Genomic DNA, 18,467 nt, shown 5'->3' on the forward strand with positions numbered 1-18,467 from the left:
AATTGGCATTCAGCAATCAGCCAAACGCGAGTTTGAGGTGTCGCCACCTACGGGGCTTTTGTCGATTGTTCTGACCATTTTTCCCCCGGCCGTAAAGGCCGGGGCTTACTACCGAGTTCCATTTTTCCTGGCTTCAGGATGGCGTGTTTTGTGAGAACGCCCTGGAGCGGCATGGTGATCGGAAACATTCTCGGGGTCCTTCGACTGCGCGACGCCACGCTACGCAGCGTCGCTGCGCTCAGGATGACAACGCTTTAAGGAACGTCGCGAATACACAGAGCTTTTCCCCGCGTTTGCGGAATTGAGCTGCAGAGTGAGTTTGCTGTCCTCTTGCGTAATCCTTGCGCCTGGCGTATTCATATCTGGTTTGTTTGAGGAGGCCGGAACGTGCAACGCCACTTGTCCCTTCTTGCGGTGATCTTGTTGTGTCTGGGTGCAGCCCTTGCGGAGAAGCCCGCTCCGGGGGAAGAGTCTGCGGCGGAGAAAGTCGTCGCCATCAAGGCCGCCACGCTGATTGACGGCGTATCGGCGAAGCCGCGGCACGATGTGCTGATCGTCATCCGCGGCAACAGGATTGAGAGCGTCACTGAAGGCGGCGCGCCGCCGGCGGGCGCCACGGTGATTGACTTTCCTGTTTCAGCCACGGTTCTGCCGGGACTGATTGACACCCACACGCACATCTTTCTGCAAGGCGAAGACCCGGCTGAAGGCGGCTATGACATTCAGCTGCTGAAGCATCCTTCTTCGTACCGGGCAGCGCGGGCCACGGTCTCCGTGCGGCGCGCCCTGGAGCAAGGCTTCACCACGCTGCGCGACGTGGAAACCGAAGGCGCGGGCTATGGCGACGTGGGCATCAAAGAGGCCATTAACGCCGGATACATTCCCGGGCCGCGCTTGTTTGTAGTGACGCGCGCCATCTCGGTGACCGGCGGTTATCCTCTGGAAGGCTACAACCCGGACGTGCCGCTGCCCAAGGGCGCGCAACTGGGCGATGGGCCGGTGCAACTGCGCAAGATCACGCGCGAGCAGATTGAAAACGGCGCGGACTGGATCAAGGTGTACATGACGCACCGCTCGTGGGTGGACAAGCAAGGGCGGCTGGTGGCGCAGCCCACGCTCACGCTGGATGAGATCAAAGCAGTGGTGGATGAGGCCCACGGGCAGGAGAAACACGTGGCCTGCCACGCGTACAGCGGGATCGGACTGCATCGCGCGCTGGATGGCGGGTGCGATTCGATTGAGCACGGCTTGTCGCTGGACGATGCGGCCATCGCCCAGATGCTGAAGCAGGGCACGTGGTACGTGCCGACGCTGGGCGTCTACTACACCGACTGGGCGCCGTCCGACACGCAAGACGGGAAGCGCGACCGCGCGCGCGCCAACGAACATGAAGTCTCATTCAAGAAAGCGCTGAAGGCCGGGGTGAAGATCGCTTTCGGCACGGACATGGGCGGGCTTCCGTGGACCGCGTCCATCGTCGACGAGTTCGATTACATGGTGAAGTTCGGCATGAGTCCGATGCAGGCCATCCAATCAGCGACGTCGCGGGCGGCGGAACTGCTGGAGATGAAGGGTGAGCTGGGCGTAATAGCGCCCGGCGCTTACGCGGACATCATCGCCGTACCGGGCGATCCGCTGGCCAACATTGACGCACTCAAGCATCCAACTTTTGTAATGAAAGACGGCAGCGTGTTCAAGCAACCGTAACGGGGACAGATCTCAGGCGGAAATACATTCCTAAGGGAGAAACATGGCAGGCAAGAATGAGGGCTCGTCTTCGACGGCGATGGCTGTAGCAAGGATTGTTGTGGGGATCATGTTTCTCTTCTTTGCCCAGTACAAGCTGATGGGCCGGGATTTTGCCCACGGCGGCTATGAGAAATATGTCACCGGCTATGAGCAGGTGACGGCGCTCAGCGCGTACAAGCCATTCTTGCGGGCCACGCTGCGTTATCCGGTGGCGTCAGGCTACGCGGTGGGCGTAGCCGAGTTGCTGATCGGACTTTCCATGCTGCTGGGGTTCATGGTGCGACCGTTCGCGATTATGGGCGCGCTTTTCATGTTCAACCTGCTGCTCAGCACTTGCGTCCTGCCCGCTGGGTCGGCGCCGTGGAAATATTTTGGCAACGAACTCGACAATATCGGGCTTATGCTGCTGTTCATTTTGTTTTTCGCGCACAATGCGGGAAAGACCTTGGGGTTGGATGGGAGAAAATAGCACTTAGCAATTAGCACTTAGCCGTTAGCTAAACCCTCAAACCCCAGACTGACCGCAAAGGACGCTAAGGACGCAAAGGACCAACGGGTGGGCCGATTGAAGAAAGATCGGGCAGTGTGGTCAATGCGGTGATTCAGTTCAGGACATCGGATCAGGCATAAGGCGTGCCTTTCGCACTGCTCGCGGCGGCGCCACACGCACACAGAAGACCCACGAGCCCGATCGTCGAAGAGGGCTTCGAGTAGTCCGAACAGTGCCTCTCATCCAGAACACTCAGAAGTCATCCCTGCACATTGAAGAAACAAAAGAGTCTCTGGCATCCGGGGTTGCCGCCTGAAGCCGTCGACAGGCACAATAGAAAAGATACCCCATGGCGAAGTTTACCGAACAATATGACGTAGTAGTAGTAGGCGCCGGTCACGCCGGCTGCGAAGCCGCCATGGCTGCGGCCCGCATGGGCCTGAAGACCGCTTTGTTCACGCTGAACGCGGACTTGATCGCGCAGATGTCCTGCAATCCGGCGGTGGGGGGGATCGCCAAGGGCCACCTGGTGCGCGAAGTGGACGCCCTGGGCGGCATCATGGCGGAAGTCACAGACGCCGTGGGAATCCAGTTCCGGCTGCTGAATACTTCGCGCGGACCGGCGGTGTGGTCGCCGCGGGCGCAGTGCGACAAGCAGCAATATCGCGTGAAAATGCGCGAAGTGCTGGAGAGCCAGGCAAACCTTATCGTCAAGCAGGCGGAAGTGGCCGAGCTGATCATTGAAGAGGATCCATCGCGGAGACGCGGAGACGCAGAGGGCGAGAATCAAATCTCACCACGGAGACACGGAGGCACGGAGAAAAATTGGGCTGGCGAAGTATCGTCGGGGCCGAGTCTGTCGGCTAGCGACGGAGCGTCGCTGGCAGCGGGCGCTGAAGACACTATCTCGGCCGAAATTGGCGGGCGGTTGGGAGCGGAGCGACAGATAAGAAGAATTGCGACAGGAATAAAGTTGCACGATGGCAGGACCGTGGGCGCACAGGCCGTAATCGTCACCACAGGAACTTTTCTCAATGGACTTATTCACTGCGGCGAGCAGACTTATCCGGCGGGGCGCAGCGGAGAACCGCCGTCACAACTGCTGGGCGAGTCGCTCAAGCTGATGGGCTTGCGCGGATGCCGGCTGAAGACCGGGACGCCGCCGCGTCTGGATGGCCGCAGCATTGACTGGACGCGCTTTGAAACGCAGCCGGGCGACGCCGACCCCACACCGTTCAGCTTCCGCACCAAAAAAATCACGCAGCGCCAGGTGCCGTGCCACATCGCATTCACCACCGCGGAGACGCACCGCATCATCCGCGAGAACGTGCACCGGTCGCCCATGTATTCCGGGCAGATCCAGAGCATTGGCCCGCGATATTGTCCCAGCATCGAGGATAAGATCGTCAAGTTTCCCGACAAGCTAACGCACCAACTCTTTCTCGAGCCGGAAGGCCTGAACACGCATGAGATCTACGTGAACGGCATGAGCACGTCCATGCCGATTGACGTGCAGCTGGCGGTGATCAAGTCCATCCCCGGCCTGGAGACGGCGGAGATGCTGCGCCCAGGCTATGCCATTGAATACGATTCGATTGACCCCACGGAGCTGGAGCGCACGCTCGAAGTGAAGAAGATCAGCCGGCTGTATCTGGCTGGGCAGATCAACGGGACGTCAGGATACGAAGAAGCCGCGTGCCAGGGCTTGATGGCGGGCGTGAACGCGGCGTTGAAGATCAAGAATGAAGCGCCGCTGGTGCTGGACCGCACGGAAGCTTACACGGCGATCCTGATTGACGACCTGATCAGCAAAGGGACGAACGAGCCGTATCGCATGTTCACCTCGCGCGCGGAGTTTCGCCTGCACTTGCGGATTGACAATGCCGACCGGCGACTGACGCCGCATGGACGGCGCATTGGGTTGATCGGCAACGCGGCGTGGGCGGATTTTCAGTCCAAGCAGGAACGCGCACAGAAACTGGCGGCATTGCTGGAGAAGACGCGCGTGTCAGGCGAGCTGCTGGAGAAGATTGAGCGCGCGCAGAGGGAGCGGCTGGCGATGGCTTCGAGTGCCCGTTCGGAAGATGCAGACGGTGCGGATTCGGGGGCAGAGGTTGCGGCTTCGGCGAACGGGAATGGTCTGGCGAACGCGGTAGGTTCGTCGCTGGCGCAGTTGTTGAAGCGTCCGGAGATCGTGATTGAAGACCTGGCGGCGGTGGTGCGGGAGAGTTATCCGGAGTTTTTTGCGGCAATAGAAACTCAAAATCCACCACGGAGGCACGGAGACACGGAGGAAAGTCGGTTGAGGCTCTCGGCCGCGGCACGCAACGAAATGAAGACCGTGGAAACGGAAATCAAGTACGCCGGCTACCTGGACCAGCAGCGCAAGTCCATTGAGCGTCTGAAGAAAGCCGAGCAGCGCGTGATCCCTGACTGGTTCGACTACCTCAAGGTCAGCGGCCTTTCGCGTGAGATGAACGAAAAGCTGCAGCGCGTCCGCCCGCGGACGCTGGGGCATGCCTCGCGCATTCCCGGCGTGACCCCGGCTGCGGTGTCGCTGATCAATGTGTATATCGAGATTCAGGGCAAGAGAAACGCACAAGCCGCAGATTTGCGCGGATAAACGCAGATCAAGAATCGCAAAACCTTGAAACGCGGAGGAACGGAGTAAGAGAGAATTACATTTCTTGTGGTCTGATCTGTCTTCATGTGTACAGGGATCCCTCCCCTTCGACTACGCTCAGGGTTTCGGGCCTTACGGCCCTCAAGCACGTACGCTCGGGATTTCACAGAGCTACGGCATGGGATAAATCCCGGCGGAGCGCGCTTCCGGGATTGTGACCCGCGTGACAGCGGCGGCGTTCTGTTTGGCCATACCGGCTTCGGCGGAGGCCACAGCCTGTTCAAAGGTCTTCCCGCCGGTCAAGGCAACGTCAATCAGCAGGAACTTTCGCGAGCCCGAGGCCACGCGTACTCCCGCGTAGGCATGTCCGGGAACAATGACCACGGCGGCGTCCATTCCCAGGTTCTCAAAAAGCGCGGCATACATCACGGCGGCGTCAATGCAGTTAGCGCTGCTCTGGCTCAGACTCACTCTCGGCATACGGACTCGTTCGCTCAGGGTTTTATGGTCGCCTAAAGTGCCGGAGCTGTTCACATAAGACAGCCCCTGGTGTTTCAACGCGATGAAGATGGCCCGGGCTTCGCGATACGTTTCCTGCTCCTGCGGGCCGGGGTTTTTCCAGGGCTCATATCCAGGCAGGCGGCGGTCCGGAGTGTATTCCTTGGCTTGGGCCAGTATGGCTTCCACGCGCGAATCGTGCGGTGTGACCCAGGATGCTATGAAGCGCGCGTACTTGAACCCGCTGCCCCAGTACATGTCCTGGGAAGAGCGCAGGCGCACTGGCACGGTGGCCTCATAGCCGCTGTGTCCGGCCATGTCACTGACGGAAACCTGCGCGGTGGCGGCGATAATTTCATGGTTCTGGTAGAAACGCGGCAGGAACGCTGGAGCGAAGACAAAAGTCTGAGAGGCCCCGGCGCCTACGTCGGCAATCTGTATTTCCTGGTCACTCCAGCCCACAATCTTCACCGCCACGCGCTGGCGCAAAGGCGCGGCGCCAGGGTTGGAGACCGTCACCGAGACTACGCCCAGGCTGCGCTCGTCGCGCTTTTGCAAAGACGCGTAATTGGCAAAGACCGGATAGATCTCTCCGTCCAAGCCTGCCTGAATCTTGTAAGTGGGTTCGAGACGCTGGCGCAGTTCGCGTTTTGTGGTGTCAGCGCGATCAGACGGGTCTTCCGCATAGGCGGACGCCACCGGCCCGAGCAGCAGCGCAGTCAGCAGCACCGATTGAAGTGTTGAGAAAAGTATGTTCAAGGAGCAATCCAAGGACAGAAGTAAATACCGTTTGTGGGAGGGTATCGCAGGCTGGGCGGAAATTCATCCGCACCCGCATTACAAAAGGTGTTGTACCCGACTCAGTGCGCGTGACCGCTTGAAACAGAAGGCTTTGGCGGCCGATTAACGCCGATAGACGCGCGGCATCCCTGGGTTCGGCCTTGTCGTAACCTTAGGAACTCTAATTATTTTGCCCATGCTCCGGCCGCTTTTTATCGGGTTAGAAGCTCAACGCCGGCGACGGTGAGCCTGATCAATTTGTATTTCGCGATGCAGGGAAGAGAAACGCGCAAATCTTCAACCACTGATTTTCACAGATTCACACTGATCAGACAATTTCTTGCGTCCATCAGTGTCATTAGTGCAGATCAGTGGTAAAGATTCACAGCGGTATATTCCCGTGCTTCTTGGGCGGGTTTTTGTCGCGCTTGGTCTGCAGCATTTCCAGAGCGTCAATGAGCTTCTTGCGGGTTTCGCGCGGCTGGATGACGGCGTCCACGTAGCCGTGTTCGGCGGCGACGTACGGGTTGGCAAAGCGCGCGCGGAATTCCTCAATCTTTTCATTGCGGGCCTTGGCCAGAATCTCAGCTTTCTCTTTGTCTGACTTGCCGGCGCCGGACACGCTTTCCAGCTCGCGCTTGTAGACGATGTTCACCGCGCCTTCCGGGCCCATGACGGCAATTTCCGCCGTCGGCCAGGCGTAGTTGACGTCGGTGCGAATGTGTTTGGACGACATAACGCAGTACGCGCCGCCATAGGCCTTGCGGGTGATCACCGTAATCTTGGGCACGGTGGCCTCCGCAAAAGCGAACAGCAGCTTGGCTCCGTGACGGATGATGCCGCCGTATTCCTGCTTGGTCCCGGGCAGGAAGCCGGGCACGTCTTCAAAGGTGATGAGCGGGATGTTGAAGGCGTCACAGAAGCGGACAAAGCGCGCGCCTTTGGTGGAAGCGTTGATGTCCAGCACGCCGGCCAGAAATGCCGGCTGGTTGGCGATGATGCCCACGGGACGTCCGTTGAGCCGGGCAAAGCCGATGACGATGTTTTTTGCGTAGTGTTCGTGCACCTCGAAGAAGTAGGCGTCGTCAACCACCTTGGTGATTACATCCTTGATGTCATACGGCTGGTTGGATTCCGCAGGGACGGTGGTATCCAGCGCGGCGTCAGCGCGGTCAATGGGATCAGTGCATTCGCGGCGCGGCGGGTCGTCAAGGTTGTTGGACGGGATGAAGCTGAGCAGTTCGCGCACCATGGACAGGCATTCAGCGTCATTGCGCGCGAGAAAATGCGCCACGCCGGAAGTTTCGTTGTGGGTCATGGCGCCACCCAGCTCGTCTTTGGTGACTTCTTCGTGGGTCACGGTCTTGATCACGTCCGGTCCGGTAACGAACATGTAAGAAGTCTGGTCCACCATGAGGATGAAGTCAGTGATGGCGGGCGAGTACACGGCTCCGCCGGCGCAGGGGCCCATGATGGCGGAGATCTGCGGGATCACGCCGCTGGACAACGTGTTGCGCAGAAAAATGTCAGCGTAGCCGGCCAGCGACATCACGCCTTCCTGGATGCGCGCGCCGCCGGAATCATTCAGGCCGATCACCGGCGCGCCCACTTTCATGGCCGTGTCCATGATCTTGACGATCTTGCCGGCGTTGGCTTCCGAGAGCGACCCGCCGAACACGGTGAAATCCTGGGCGAAGACGAAGACCAGCCGGCCCTCGATGCGGCCGTAGCCGGTGACAAAGCCGTCGCCGTAGATCTTGTTCTCGGCGTCACCCATGCCGAAGTCGGTGCAGCGATGGGTGACCATCTTGTCGAATTCTTCGAAGGTGCCTTCGTCGAGGAGGAATTCGATGCGCTCGCGCGCGGACATCTTGCCTTCTTTGTGCTGGCGCTCCTGGCGTTCCTTGCCGCCTCCGGCTTCCGCCAGTCCGTCACGGCGCTTGAGTTCTGCGAGCTTTTGTTCCAGGTTCATGGGAAGAATTATAGACGCCTTGCGCGAAAGCGCTTAAGTGATGACGATCACCTTCGCGATGGCGCGAGCGGGTTCGCGAAAAATTCCCGCAATGAGATACTGAAAGCCATGGACTCGTTCATTGTGCCGGCCCGTTTTTGCGGTCCGCCGGATTCCGGCAACGGAGGCTATACCTGCGGGCTGCTGGCCCAGGAGCTGGGCGGAGGGGTGGAATGCACGCTGCGCGCGCCGGTGCCACTGGAAGTGCCGTTGTTGTTCGAGCGCACACAGGCAGGCGGAGTCTTGCGTAACGGCGAAAAGACCATTGTTGAAGGCCGCCCGATGACGATTGCCGTTGCGCCGCCCGCGCCCGTCAGCGTGCAAGCGGCCATGGAAGCGATGGCCAAATCGCCCGCGCTGGATCCGGGACATCCGTTTCCAACGTGTTTCGTTTGTGGTCCAAAGCGTGGAATACATGACGGCCTGAGAATCTTTCCGGCTGTTTTTCTTTCTAAAACCGCCGGGGCTTCTTCACAGGCCCAGGGCCGTTCAGCGCCCGGAGCGGCGCTGGATCTGTTCGTCGCTGCCTGGGTCCCGGACGATGAGTTCGGCGATGGCAATCAGCTTCTGCGTCCGGAGTTTCTGTGGGCGGCCATGGATTGTCCAACCGGCTTTGCCGCCGGCTTTCCGACGGCAGGCAAGCTGGTGACGGGACGCCTGGCGGTACAGCAACTCAAAAACATACGCACGGGAGCAGGCTGCTTGTTGATGTCATGGCCGCTGGGAGTGGAAGGACGGAAGCATTTCAGCGCCGCGTGCCTTTACCAGGACGAAGGGCTGTGCGCTGTGGCACGGGCGACGTGGATCAGAATAGATGGGTGAGAGGGGGCTACGGAAACTCTTGCTCCTGAAGTTGCAGGCAAGGTACATGGAAAAGAATTGCAGGCGCGAGTGAGGGTCGGCGTGCATGGTGAGAATTCCCTGAAGCGGCATGGACAGGGACGAATTCTCGGGATCTTTCGACTGCGCGACGCCACGCTGCGCAGCGTCGCTCCGCTCAAGATGACAAGTCCAATGGGGCACCGTTCGACCCGGGTTTGCGGGCTCTGATACTCGTCCCATATTCGAAACACACAAGAAGCCCTGGTGAGAACTCCCTGACGCAGCATGTACGATGAAAGCATTCTCGGGGTCCTTCGACTCGCCCTCGCGTACGCTCGGACTCGCTCAGGATGACATTCCTAAAGGTGCGTGTGAGACGTCAGAGTGTGTCGTGGATGCGTATAGAACAAAGGCGAGCTTCACGGTCACTGCTATCACACATTCGGCCAACTGGTAGGAGTGCGCGGAACCACTATATAATCCCGCCGCGCCACAACTTCTTGTCTTCTGTGAGGTCTCTTTATGCGCCGAATTTGTCTAGGTCTTGCCTTGTGTTTTTGTTTGTTCGTTGCAAGCAGTTTGGGCCAAGCGTCCGCGCCCTGCACCGTGACCGACCACGCGGAGTACTCGAAGAAGATCAAAGAGTTCACCACCGAGCCGTTCTTTTCGACCGAACTGGTGGACCACTTGCCGCTCAGTTCCTGCGTGCCTCCGCCGGACGCATTCTTGCACCACATTGTCGGCGCGCCGGACGTGCTGGACTACACCAAGGACATCAACGATTACATGCGGCTGCTGGCGTCGAAGAGCCCGCGCGTAAAGCTGTGGAGCATCGGCATGTCGGAGGAAGGGCGCGAGATGCTGGTGGTGGCCGTGAGCGACGAGGCCAACCTGGCGAAACTCGACCGCTACAAGGAGATCACGCGGCGTTTGGGCGATCCGCGCGGATTGAGCGAAGCTGACGCGCAGAAGCTCATCGCTGAAGGCAAACCCATCTACTGGGCCGATGGCAGCATCCACTCGCCTGAAACCGGCGCGCCGGAAATGCTGATGGAGCTGGCGTACCGGCTGGCCGTCGAGGAGACGCCGTTCATCGAAAAGATCCGCAAGGACGCCATTGTGCTGATCACGCCTATCGTGGAAGTGGACGGCCACGACCGCATGGTGGACATCTATTTGCAGCACAAGAAGCATCCCGATCAGCCGCCGTATCCGCTGGTGTGGTGGGGACACTACGTTGCGCACGACAACAATCGCGACAACCTGGGCGTAAGCCTGGCGCTCTCGCGCAACATGCTCAAGACGTTTCTCGACTGGCACCCCACGGTGATGCATGACCTGCACGAGTCGGTGCCGTATCTCTACATCATGACCGGCACCGGGCCGTACAACGCCTGGTTGGACCCGATTGTGATCAGCGAGTGGCAGGAGATGGCGTACCACGAGATTGAAGAGATGACCAAGCGCGGGGTGATCGGCGTGTGGACGCACGGGTTCTATGACGGCTGGGCGCCGAACTACCTGCTGTCCATCGCCAACAACCACAATTCGATTGGCCGCTTCTATGAGACGTTCGGCAACGGCGGCGCGGACACGCGGGTGCGCACGCTGCGTCCGCCGGACACCAGCCGCGAATGGTACCGGCCGAACCCGCCGCTGGCGAAAGTGAAATGGTCAGCGCGCAACAACATCAACATGCAGCAGAGCGCAATCTTGTTCGGCATGAACAACGTGGCCGCGAACGGCGCCAAGTTCCTGAACAACTTCTACCTCAAGAGCAAGCGCGCGGTGGACAAAGCCCGCATGGAAGGCCCGGCGGCGTGGGCGTTCCCGGCGGACGATGCGCGTCCCGCCGAGCAAGCCAGCTTTCTGAGCATGCTGCAGGTGCAGGGCGTGGAGGTGCATCGCACGGAAAAAGAGATCCGCGTGCCTGCAGGAGAGGGCGGACATGAGGCGGCTGCTCGAGAGAGCGCGGGCAAAGCCGGCGAAGCGCGTGGCGAAAAAGCTGCGCCGGCTGGTTCTAAAGACGCGGCCAAAGCTCCGGAGAAAACTGCTACTGCGGCCAAGGCGTCGCCGAAGGGAGCCGGTGCGAAAAACGGCACTGCGAAAGAAGCGGCCAAGGATTCGGCGAAGGATGCTGCGAAACCCGATTCTACAAAAGAAGAAAAGAAGCCGGCGGAAACCGTGATTCCAGCAGGCAGCTACATCATCCGCATGGACCAGCCCTACAGCCGGCTGGCGGACATGGTGCTGGACACGCAGTATTACAGCGCGCGCGATCCGCGCTCGTATGACGACACCGGCTGGACGCTGGGCGCGCTGCGCAACGTGAAGACCGTACGCATCACCGATACGGCGGTGCTCGATGCGGCAATGCAGAAAGTCAGCAAGGTGGAAGCACGCAGCGGCCTGGACGGCCAGGGCACAACGTGCCTGGTGAATCACAATACGGACAACACGCTGGCCACGCTGCGCTACCGCATTCCCAAGGTCAACGTGGACGTGGCCGAGGAACCGTTTGAGGTGGATGGTTTGAAGTTCCGCGCGGGAAGCTTTGTAGTCCGCAACTCCAAGTGCAGCGTGCTGGCGGAGGCCAGCGCGGACCTGGGTCTGAAAGTCCACGCGACCAGCGCTGAAATCAAAGTTGCCACGCATCTGCTGGCCACGCCGCGGGTGGGGATCGTCCACAACTGGCAGAACACGCAGAATGACGGCTGGTACCGCATTGCGTTCGAGGAGTTGAAGGTCCCGTACACTTACGTCGCCGATACATGGCTGCGCGAAAACCAAAATCTACGTGAGAAGTTCGATGTGCTGATCCTGCCTCCTATGGGCGGTGGCGGCCCGGCAGGCTTGAGCGCCTTGCTGCGTGGCCTGCCTAAGCGCGAGGGCGTGGCGCCGCTGCCGTGGAAAAACACGGCGGACACGCCCAACTTTACCGCCCCTGGTTTGGATTCCACCGACGACATTCGTGGCGGCCTGGGCTACCAGGGGCTGGCCAACCTGGAGAAGTTCGTCAGCGACGGCGGGTTGTTGATCGCGGTGCAGACCAGCGCCGCGCTGCCGGTGGCCGGCGGCATGACGGAGATGGTCAACGTGGCCGACGCGCGCACCATGCAGGCGCCGGGCAGCGTGGTGCTCTCCACCGTGGACGACAAGAAGAGTCCCATCGCTTACGGTTACGACGACAAGCTCTACATATACTTCCGCGCCGGGCCGGTGATCACCGTGGGTGGAATCGGCGGAGGGCCCGGCGGCGGCGGCGGTGACGACGCGGCCGGAGGCGGGGCGCGTTCCAGCGGCCGCGGTTCGGCGATGGATCCGGACATTCTGCAAGGCCGCAGATACGTGGCGCCGGAGAAGCCGGTGAAGCGCGCGCCGCGTGAGCAGGAGCTCTACGTCCCTGAGGACATTGCGGAGTTTGCGCGATTCGCGCTTCCTCCCAAAGACCAGCAACCGCGCGTGGTGCTGCGCTTTGCCGCGGAAAAAGAACTGCTGCTGAGCGGCATGATCACCGGCGGCAATGAGATCGCGGAGAAGCCCGCCGTGGTGGACGTCCCGCACGGCAAGGGGCACGTGGTGCTGTTCGCCAATAATCCTATGTGGCGCAATGAAACCATGGGCAGCTTCTTTCTGGTGTTCAACGCCATGCTGAATTATGACCATCTGAATGTGGGAAGAAGCGCAGTGCCGGCAGCCGGTGCGGCGACAACGGCGAGCGGCGAGGGAGACGAGGAGGAGTAACTATTCGGCGATTGCATTCAGGTCATTGATACTCGCGGGGCGTCTCGGACACGCATGCCATCAAGGCGTGCTGCGAACCTTACAGCGATGAGCCATGGGCGAACAAATCCCCACAAATCTTTACTGGTTTGCAAATCCTTTTGGGTTATTTTCAACACGGCAGTACTAAAAAAGGCGGCACCATGAAAACCAGGGTTCTGGCTGTATTACTTTCACTGTCCACATTCACGGGGTGCCTTTCCGTTCTCAACGCACGACTGTATCCGGTCAAGGGGCCCCTGGCTGCGCAGGTTCCAACGCCCGTCTTCGCCGCGCAGATCGCAATCAGGGAGAACGGTGACATTTCGCTCACTCTGGCTGACGGAGAAACTGCCAGAGGGCACTGGGCGGAGGTAACTTCTAATCCATCGTTGAACCGAGAAATGGCCCCTATTTGGGACGCAATTTACGGACAGGGCTTTTATATGTCGAACGTGCGGGGCAGCCAACTGTATGCCCGGGCCACGGTAAATGGAAGTAAAGGCACGGTCCTAAACGTCGAGTTCTTTCGCAACATAGAGCAGCATTACAGAACCACCTGTTTCGTTCTCTCCGGTGTGGCGAAAGACAACAACGGCAACACCTACAAGCTGATGATCGGCAACACGAAGCGCGCTTAAAGCTGGACTCTACTCCAGCGTGTCGCCCGGCTGCCACTTCCACTTTTTCTTTTTCGCGTCATAGTAGACGACGGAATCCATCAATTGCGACTCCTGCGCGCGAATGGTGAAGATCGGCGGTTTGTTCTTCTTCGCCAGCATGCGTCCGATGGCAATGGTATCAAAGGGCACGTTGATGAGCACGAATTTGGCTTTGGGCGTGGCGGAGCGCCAGGCTTCCGGGCCGGCGCCGAAAATCACCAGCAGGTCATGGTTGTGGCCGGGATCGGCGGCGCCAAGACCGGCGGTGTGGCGCGGATCACCGAAGCCGAAGAACGAGTGGTATGGATCAGAGACCGTGTACTTGAACTGGTAAGAGTCCGGGAGCGGGTCTTTGCTGTCCGCGATGAAAACCACGTCTTCCACGCCGTCGCCGTCAAAGTCCGCGGTGTAGGCCCCCACGGTCGGCATGGGCGCCAGGGTGAACGTGGGACCAAACTGCTGGGTCACCAGCGGGGCCAGCGAACCCATCTTGGGGACGTCAGTTTTCACATTGGCGGGGGTGGGAGAGTTGGCGGCTTGCGGCGTTTGCGCGGCGGCAAGACACGCTACAAGTAATACGAGTCTGCTCAGGTACTTCATGAGCTGAGTGTAACGCGTCTGGTGATGGATTTCCCGCCGAAATAGTTGCTTGCATCCTGAAGGATACTAGCGCTTCCAAACTCTTGGCATCCAGCCTTTCTACGCAATTTTCAGCCCGAGGTACATTTCAAGAGCTGCAGCGGCATCTAATCGCTGTGCCAGACAGAAGGAAGGTCCCTTGGGCTCTCAGATCAGGTATCTCACATTGTCATGTTTTCTTCTCGCGTTGACCGGTTGCGGAAGCGTCAGCCAGGTCACGGGTCCTGGCCCAAGTCCAACGCCAACGCAGGCGGGCCCGTCGGTCACGGTGGACCACGTCTTCCTGGTGCTGCTGGAGAACCACGGTTATAGCCAGGTGATTGGCAGCGCGTCCATGCCGTATCTGAATTCCCTGGCCAACCAACACGCTCTGGCGACGAACTATTTTGCCGACACGCATCCTTCCCTGGGCAACTACTTCATGCTGACGGTGGGCAACATGGAGACGAACCCGATCGTGGGGGATTCGTTCATCGGCCCGGTGCCCGACAACAATATTGCGCGCGCCTTGACCGGCGCGGGCAAGAGCTGGAAGGCCTACATGGAAAGCCTGCCTTCCGCAGGCTACACCGGTGGCGACGTCTACCCATATTTCAAGCACCACAATCCCTTTGCTTACATGACGGACGTTCTGGGCTCAAGCTCACAGGCGGCGAACATAGTGCCGTTCACGCAGCTCGCCGCGGATGCGGCATCGGGATCGCTGCCCAGCTTCGGGTTCATTGCACCGAATGCCGAAAATGATTCGCACGACTGTCCCGCCGGCGGCTCGGCCTGCACTGATGCGGACAAATTGCTGGCCGCCGATACCTGGCTGAGAAACAATATTGATCCCCTCATCAACTCGGCAGCCGTCACCAACAGCGTTGTCATCATCGTCTTTGACGAGTCGCTGGATATTGACATCGTCAACGGCGGCGGCAAGGTGGCTATGGTGATGGCGGGCGCGCACGTAAAAACCGGGTTCCGCTCCATCACGTTTTACCAGCACCAGAGCACGTTGCGGCTGATCCTGGACCTGTTGCGGGTTGCCGATCATCCGGGCATCTCCGGCAACGCCGCAAGCATGCAGGAATTTTTTCAGTAGCTGATTATTTCACTAGATGACTAAAAGCCCGTGAACAACATCTTCCTGGGTTTTTGTTTGTGGACGAACGGCCGGTTCAGAAATTCCACGAACGGCGCCATCAGCTCAAAGTGCCGCGCCAACTCGGGCACAAGCTTCCGCGTGGTGAGCAGCTTGATGTCCAGGTCGGCCACCAGATGCCATTGGCGATGGCGCAACAGCGCTTCCGCGGGATGGTCCACGGGGAAGCCTTTGGGCATGCGGGTGAGCTGGCCGCCTTGCAGGCCGCCAAGAGCGCGCTTTAGCTTTTTGTCACGCAGGATTTGGTTGAATTCTTCATAGTGGTCGCGAAGAAGTGCGCGATAGGCCAGAAGTTCGTCGCGCTCCGGCGCCCACACGCCGCCGAAGACCAGCACTTCTTTGTCGGTGAAGTGGAAATAAAACACTGCGCCCTCACGCTTGACGGCCGTGTGCCGGGGGAAGATGGCCGAGATGTGCGTCTTGTACGGCGTCTTGTCCTTGGAAAAACGGGTGTCGCGATAGATGCGATAGACGGCTTTCTGCGGGGGCGTGACGTACTGCGGCGCAAAGCGCGCAAACTCCTCGTTCAATGCGCTGACCAACTCCAGCATGGGCTCTTTGATCAGAGCTTCGTATTTCTCTTTGCGCGGCTGGAACCACTCGCGCCGGTTGTTGCGCTTGAGCGCGCGCAGGAAAGCGAGAGCGTCGGGGGAGAAACCGGGGAAGGTCTTCATAGAAAAATCTTACCGCTGATGACACTGATGAACACTGATCAGCGCTGATTTCTGCAGGCAAGTCACGTCTTTATCTGTGTCATCCGTGTGAATCAGTGAATGTGCCGCCCCGCTGGGGCTCGTTAGTCTTTTCTCGTCTACCCAGGCCTTCGCACCCCATCACGCGCAAAACCGGCGCGCGCTGGGGACCCGCTTCGGCCTGGGCTAACTCATTTCGCGCCTACGGCGCTGGATGTTTTGAGCCAACAACTGTTGTTCGTCGTTAGCCACCATATTTGTGTGTGGCCAGCAGCTAGTGCCAGCTGCCAGTTGCTCTATTCCAATCCGCGTCATCCGCGTTCATCAGCGGTAAGATTTGTTGGTCAGGTTAACGAAACCGCCTTCTCCGCAATCAGTTTCTTCACCCGTTCCACGAACTGCGCCGCAGGTACCGTGCCTTCCGGCTGTTGCTGGCCGCGGACGCGCACGTTCACCGTGCCGGCTTCAGCTTCTTTTTCGCCGACCACGAGTAAGAACGGCACCTTCTGCATGGTCTGTTCGCGGACTTTGGCGTTCATCTTCTCGTTGCGGTCGTCCAGGTGAACGCGCACGCCGGCGTCTTTGAGCTGCTGGGTGACCTTCTGGGCATAGGCGGTGTGTTTTTCGCTGATGGGAATCACGGCCACCTGGACAGGCGATAGCCACACCGGAAATGCGCCAGCATAGTGTTCAATCAGCACGCCGAAGAACCGCTCAACCGACCCGAACAGGGCGCGGTGCACCATAAGCGGCTGTTTGCGCGATCCGTCTTCGGCCACGTACTCCAGGCCAAAGCGCTCCGGCAGATTGAAATCGAATTGCACGGTGGAGAGCTGCCACAGGCGGCCGATGGCGTCCACCAGCTTCACGTCAATCTTCGGTCCGTAGAACGCTGCTTCGCCAGGGATGGTCTTGTAGGGGATCTTCAAGTCCTTCAAGACTTTTTCCAGCGAATTGGTGGCCAGATTCCAGTTGTCGTCGCCCCCGACGAAGCTCTTCTTGTCCTTGGGGTCCCAGGTGCTCAGTTCCACGTGGAACTCGGTAAAACCAAACGTTTTCAACACGGCCAGAGCGAACTCAATGCAGCCAACGATTTCGCCTTCAATCTGCTCCGGGGTGCAGAAGATGTGGGCGTCATCCTGGGTGAAGCCGCGGACGCGCAGCAGACCGTGCATCACGCCCGACCGCTCGTAGCGATAGACGGTTCCGAGTTCGCCATAGCGCTGCGGCAGGTCGCGATACGAGCGCAACGTGTCTTTGTAGATCAGAATGTGCCCAGGGCAGTTCATCGGCTTCATGCGGTAATCGGCATCGTCCAATTTCATGGGCGTGAACATATTTTGGGCGTAGTAGCCCTCATGCCCGCTGGTCTGCCACAGATTGACCCGGAAGACATGCGGCGTATAGACCAGGTGGTAGCCGCGGGCCAGGTACTCATTCCGCATCCAGTCTTCCATCTCCTTGCGGATGAGGCCGCCCTTGGGATGCCAGAAGATCAGCCCTGGACCGGCGAGCTCCTGGATGCTGAACAGGTCCAGTTGCTGGCCGAGCAGGCGATGGTCGCGCTTTTTGGCTTCCTCAATGGCAGTGAGGTGTTGCTCGAGATCTTTCTTGTTGAAAAATGACGTGCCGTAGATGCGCTGGAGCTGGGGATTTTTCTCGTCGCCCAGCCAGTAGGCGCCGGCGATGCTGGTCAGCTTGAAGGCCTTGATGCGTCCGGTGGAAGGCACATGCGGGCCGCGGCAGAAGTCCACGAATTTGCCGTTGCGATAGGTGGATATCGGCTCGCCCGGCTTGGTGAACTGCTCAATGAAGTGGACCTTCATGAAGTCGCCTTCCGCGCGGAAGCGGTCCAGGCCTTCTTCGCGCGGGATGTACTCGCGTTCGAACTTTTCGTCGCGCTGGACGACCTGGGCCATGCGCTGCTCAATCTTCTCCAGGTCCTCAGGCGTGAACGGCGTGGGCCGATAAAAGTCGTAGAAGAAGCCGCTTTCGGTAGGCGGGCCGTGGCCGAGCTTGGTTTCCGGGAACAGCTCGAGCACCGCCGTCGCCAGGACGTGCGCGGAGGAATGGCGGAAGACTTCCAGGGCTTCAGGATCGCGATCGGTCAGCAAGCGGAGTTCAACGTCTTCTTCCAGCGGCTTGGTGAGATCGGCGAACTGCCATCCGTCTTTAGAGGTTTGGGCATGCATGCTGGCGGGAGATTTTGCGTCATCCGGTGATGGCGGCCCGCTCGCGCCGGCCTGGTCCGGGGCTGAGTGCTGATGGCTGACTGCTGACGGCTTTATTTTGGAGACGAGCGCGGCGTCGGCCAGGCGCGTGCCGATGGATTTGGCGATGTCCAGCGGCGTGGTGCCTTTGGGGACTTCTTTTTTGCTGCCGTCGGGCAGCGTGACTTGGATCATGGTTTGTGACATAGAAGATTGTGCGAATGCGGCCGGTTAGAGCTGCAAGGCTTAAACGTTCAAGTTTAACATTTGACGCGGGCACTCTGCGGGCAGGGAGACGTAGCGGTGCTACGTCTCTACGTTTAGGTTCTCGAGCCGTTCCGCGTATAGGTTTTTTAGCTGCGGAATGCAGAGATCGTTCAAC

At 59.5% G+C, this 18,467-nt stretch carries 12 protein-coding genes; 7 read left to right on the forward strand and 5 right to left on the reverse strand.

Annotated elements, in window-relative coordinates:
* Window positions 1–387: 387 nt before the first annotated feature.
* The 3 genes from LAO20_12315 (at window position 388) to mnmG (ending at window position 4,862) form a co-directional block, all read left to right on the forward strand.
* Complete coding sequence (locus LAO20_12315; protein MBZ5532208.1) at window positions 388–1,707, forward strand: amidohydrolase family protein; 1,320 nt, start codon at window positions 388–390, stop codon at window positions 1,705–1,707.
* Between the two features lie 43 nt (window positions 1,708–1,750).
* A complete protein-coding gene (locus tag LAO20_12320) occupies window positions 1,751–2,218 on the forward strand; it encodes a DoxX family protein (protein MBZ5532209.1) in 468 nt (155 codons plus the stop codon).
* Between the two features lie 370 nt (window positions 2,219–2,588).
* Window positions 2,589–4,862, forward strand: coding sequence for a tRNA uridine-5-carboxymethylaminomethyl(34) synthesis enzyme MnmG (gene mnmG / locus LAO20_12325; protein MBZ5532210.1), 2,274 nt, complete (start codon window positions 2,589–2,591; stop codon window positions 4,860–4,862).
* A 171-nt stretch (window positions 4,863–5,033) separates the two neighbouring features.
* Here the strand turns inward: mnmG and LAO20_12330 are convergent, their stop codons facing one another.
* Together LAO20_12330 and LAO20_12335 are read right to left on the reverse strand one after the other, a co-directional pair.
* A complete protein-coding gene (locus LAO20_12330) occupies window positions 5,034–6,119 on the reverse strand; it encodes a hypothetical protein (GenBank protein MBZ5532211.1) in 1,086 nt (361 codons plus the stop codon).
* Window positions 6,120–6,522: 403 nt separating this feature from the next.
* A complete protein-coding gene (locus LAO20_12335) occupies window positions 6,523–8,112 on the reverse strand; it encodes an acyl-CoA carboxylase subunit beta (GenBank protein ID MBZ5532212.1) in 1,590 nt (529 codons plus the stop codon).
* A 108-nt stretch (window positions 8,113–8,220) separates the two neighbouring features.
* Here LAO20_12335 and LAO20_12340 point away from each other — a divergent pair, with 108 nt between their 5' ends.
* From LAO20_12340 to LAO20_12350, 3 genes are all read left to right on the forward strand, one after another.
* Window positions 8,221–8,973, forward strand: coding sequence for a hypothetical protein (locus tag LAO20_12340; GenBank protein ID MBZ5532213.1), 753 nt, complete (start codon window positions 8,221–8,223; stop codon window positions 8,971–8,973).
* A gap of 579 nt (window positions 8,974–9,552) precedes the next feature.
* Window positions 9,553–12,717, forward strand: coding sequence for a hypothetical protein (locus LAO20_12345; protein ID MBZ5532214.1), 3,165 nt, complete (start codon window positions 9,553–9,555; stop codon window positions 12,715–12,717).
* A gap of 182 nt (window positions 12,718–12,899) precedes the next feature.
* Entirely contained in the window at window positions 12,900–13,376 is a 477-nt protein-coding gene (locus LAO20_12350; protein ID MBZ5532215.1) for a hypothetical protein, read from the forward strand.
* 9 nt (window positions 13,377–13,385) lie between these two features.
* Here the strand turns inward: LAO20_12350 and LAO20_12355 are convergent, their stop codons facing one another.
* On the reverse strand, window positions 13,386–13,997 hold the full coding sequence (locus LAO20_12355) for a hypothetical protein (protein ID MBZ5532216.1): 612 nt from the start codon (window positions 13,995–13,997) through the stop codon (window positions 13,386–13,388).
* A gap of 178 nt (window positions 13,998–14,175) precedes the next feature.
* Here LAO20_12355 and LAO20_12360 point away from each other — a divergent pair, with 178 nt between their 5' ends.
* Window positions 14,176–15,123, forward strand: a complete 948-nt coding sequence (locus LAO20_12360) for an alkaline phosphatase family protein (GenBank protein MBZ5532217.1) — start codon at window positions 14,176–14,178, stop codon at window positions 15,121–15,123.
* 20 nt (window positions 15,124–15,143) lie between these two features.
* On the opposite strand, the gene LAO20_12365 is transcribed toward LAO20_12360, so the two are convergent.
* On the reverse strand, window positions 15,144–15,857 hold the full coding sequence (locus LAO20_12365) for a DUF2461 domain-containing protein (GenBank protein ID MBZ5532218.1): 714 nt from the start codon (window positions 15,855–15,857) through the stop codon (window positions 15,144–15,146).
* 362 nt (window positions 15,858–16,219) lie between these two features.
* Window positions 16,220–18,292 (reverse strand): threonine--tRNA ligase, encoded by a 2,073-nt coding sequence (gene thrS / locus LAO20_12370; protein ID MBZ5532219.1) that lies wholly within the window; start codon window positions 18,290–18,292, stop codon window positions 16,220–16,222.
* Window positions 18,293–18,467: the final 175 nt, after the last annotated feature.

The sequence above is a fragment of the Terriglobia bacterium genome, from assembly GCA_020072815.1.
GTDB lineage: Bacteria > Acidobacteriota > Terriglobia > Terriglobales > Acidobacteriaceae > Angelobacter.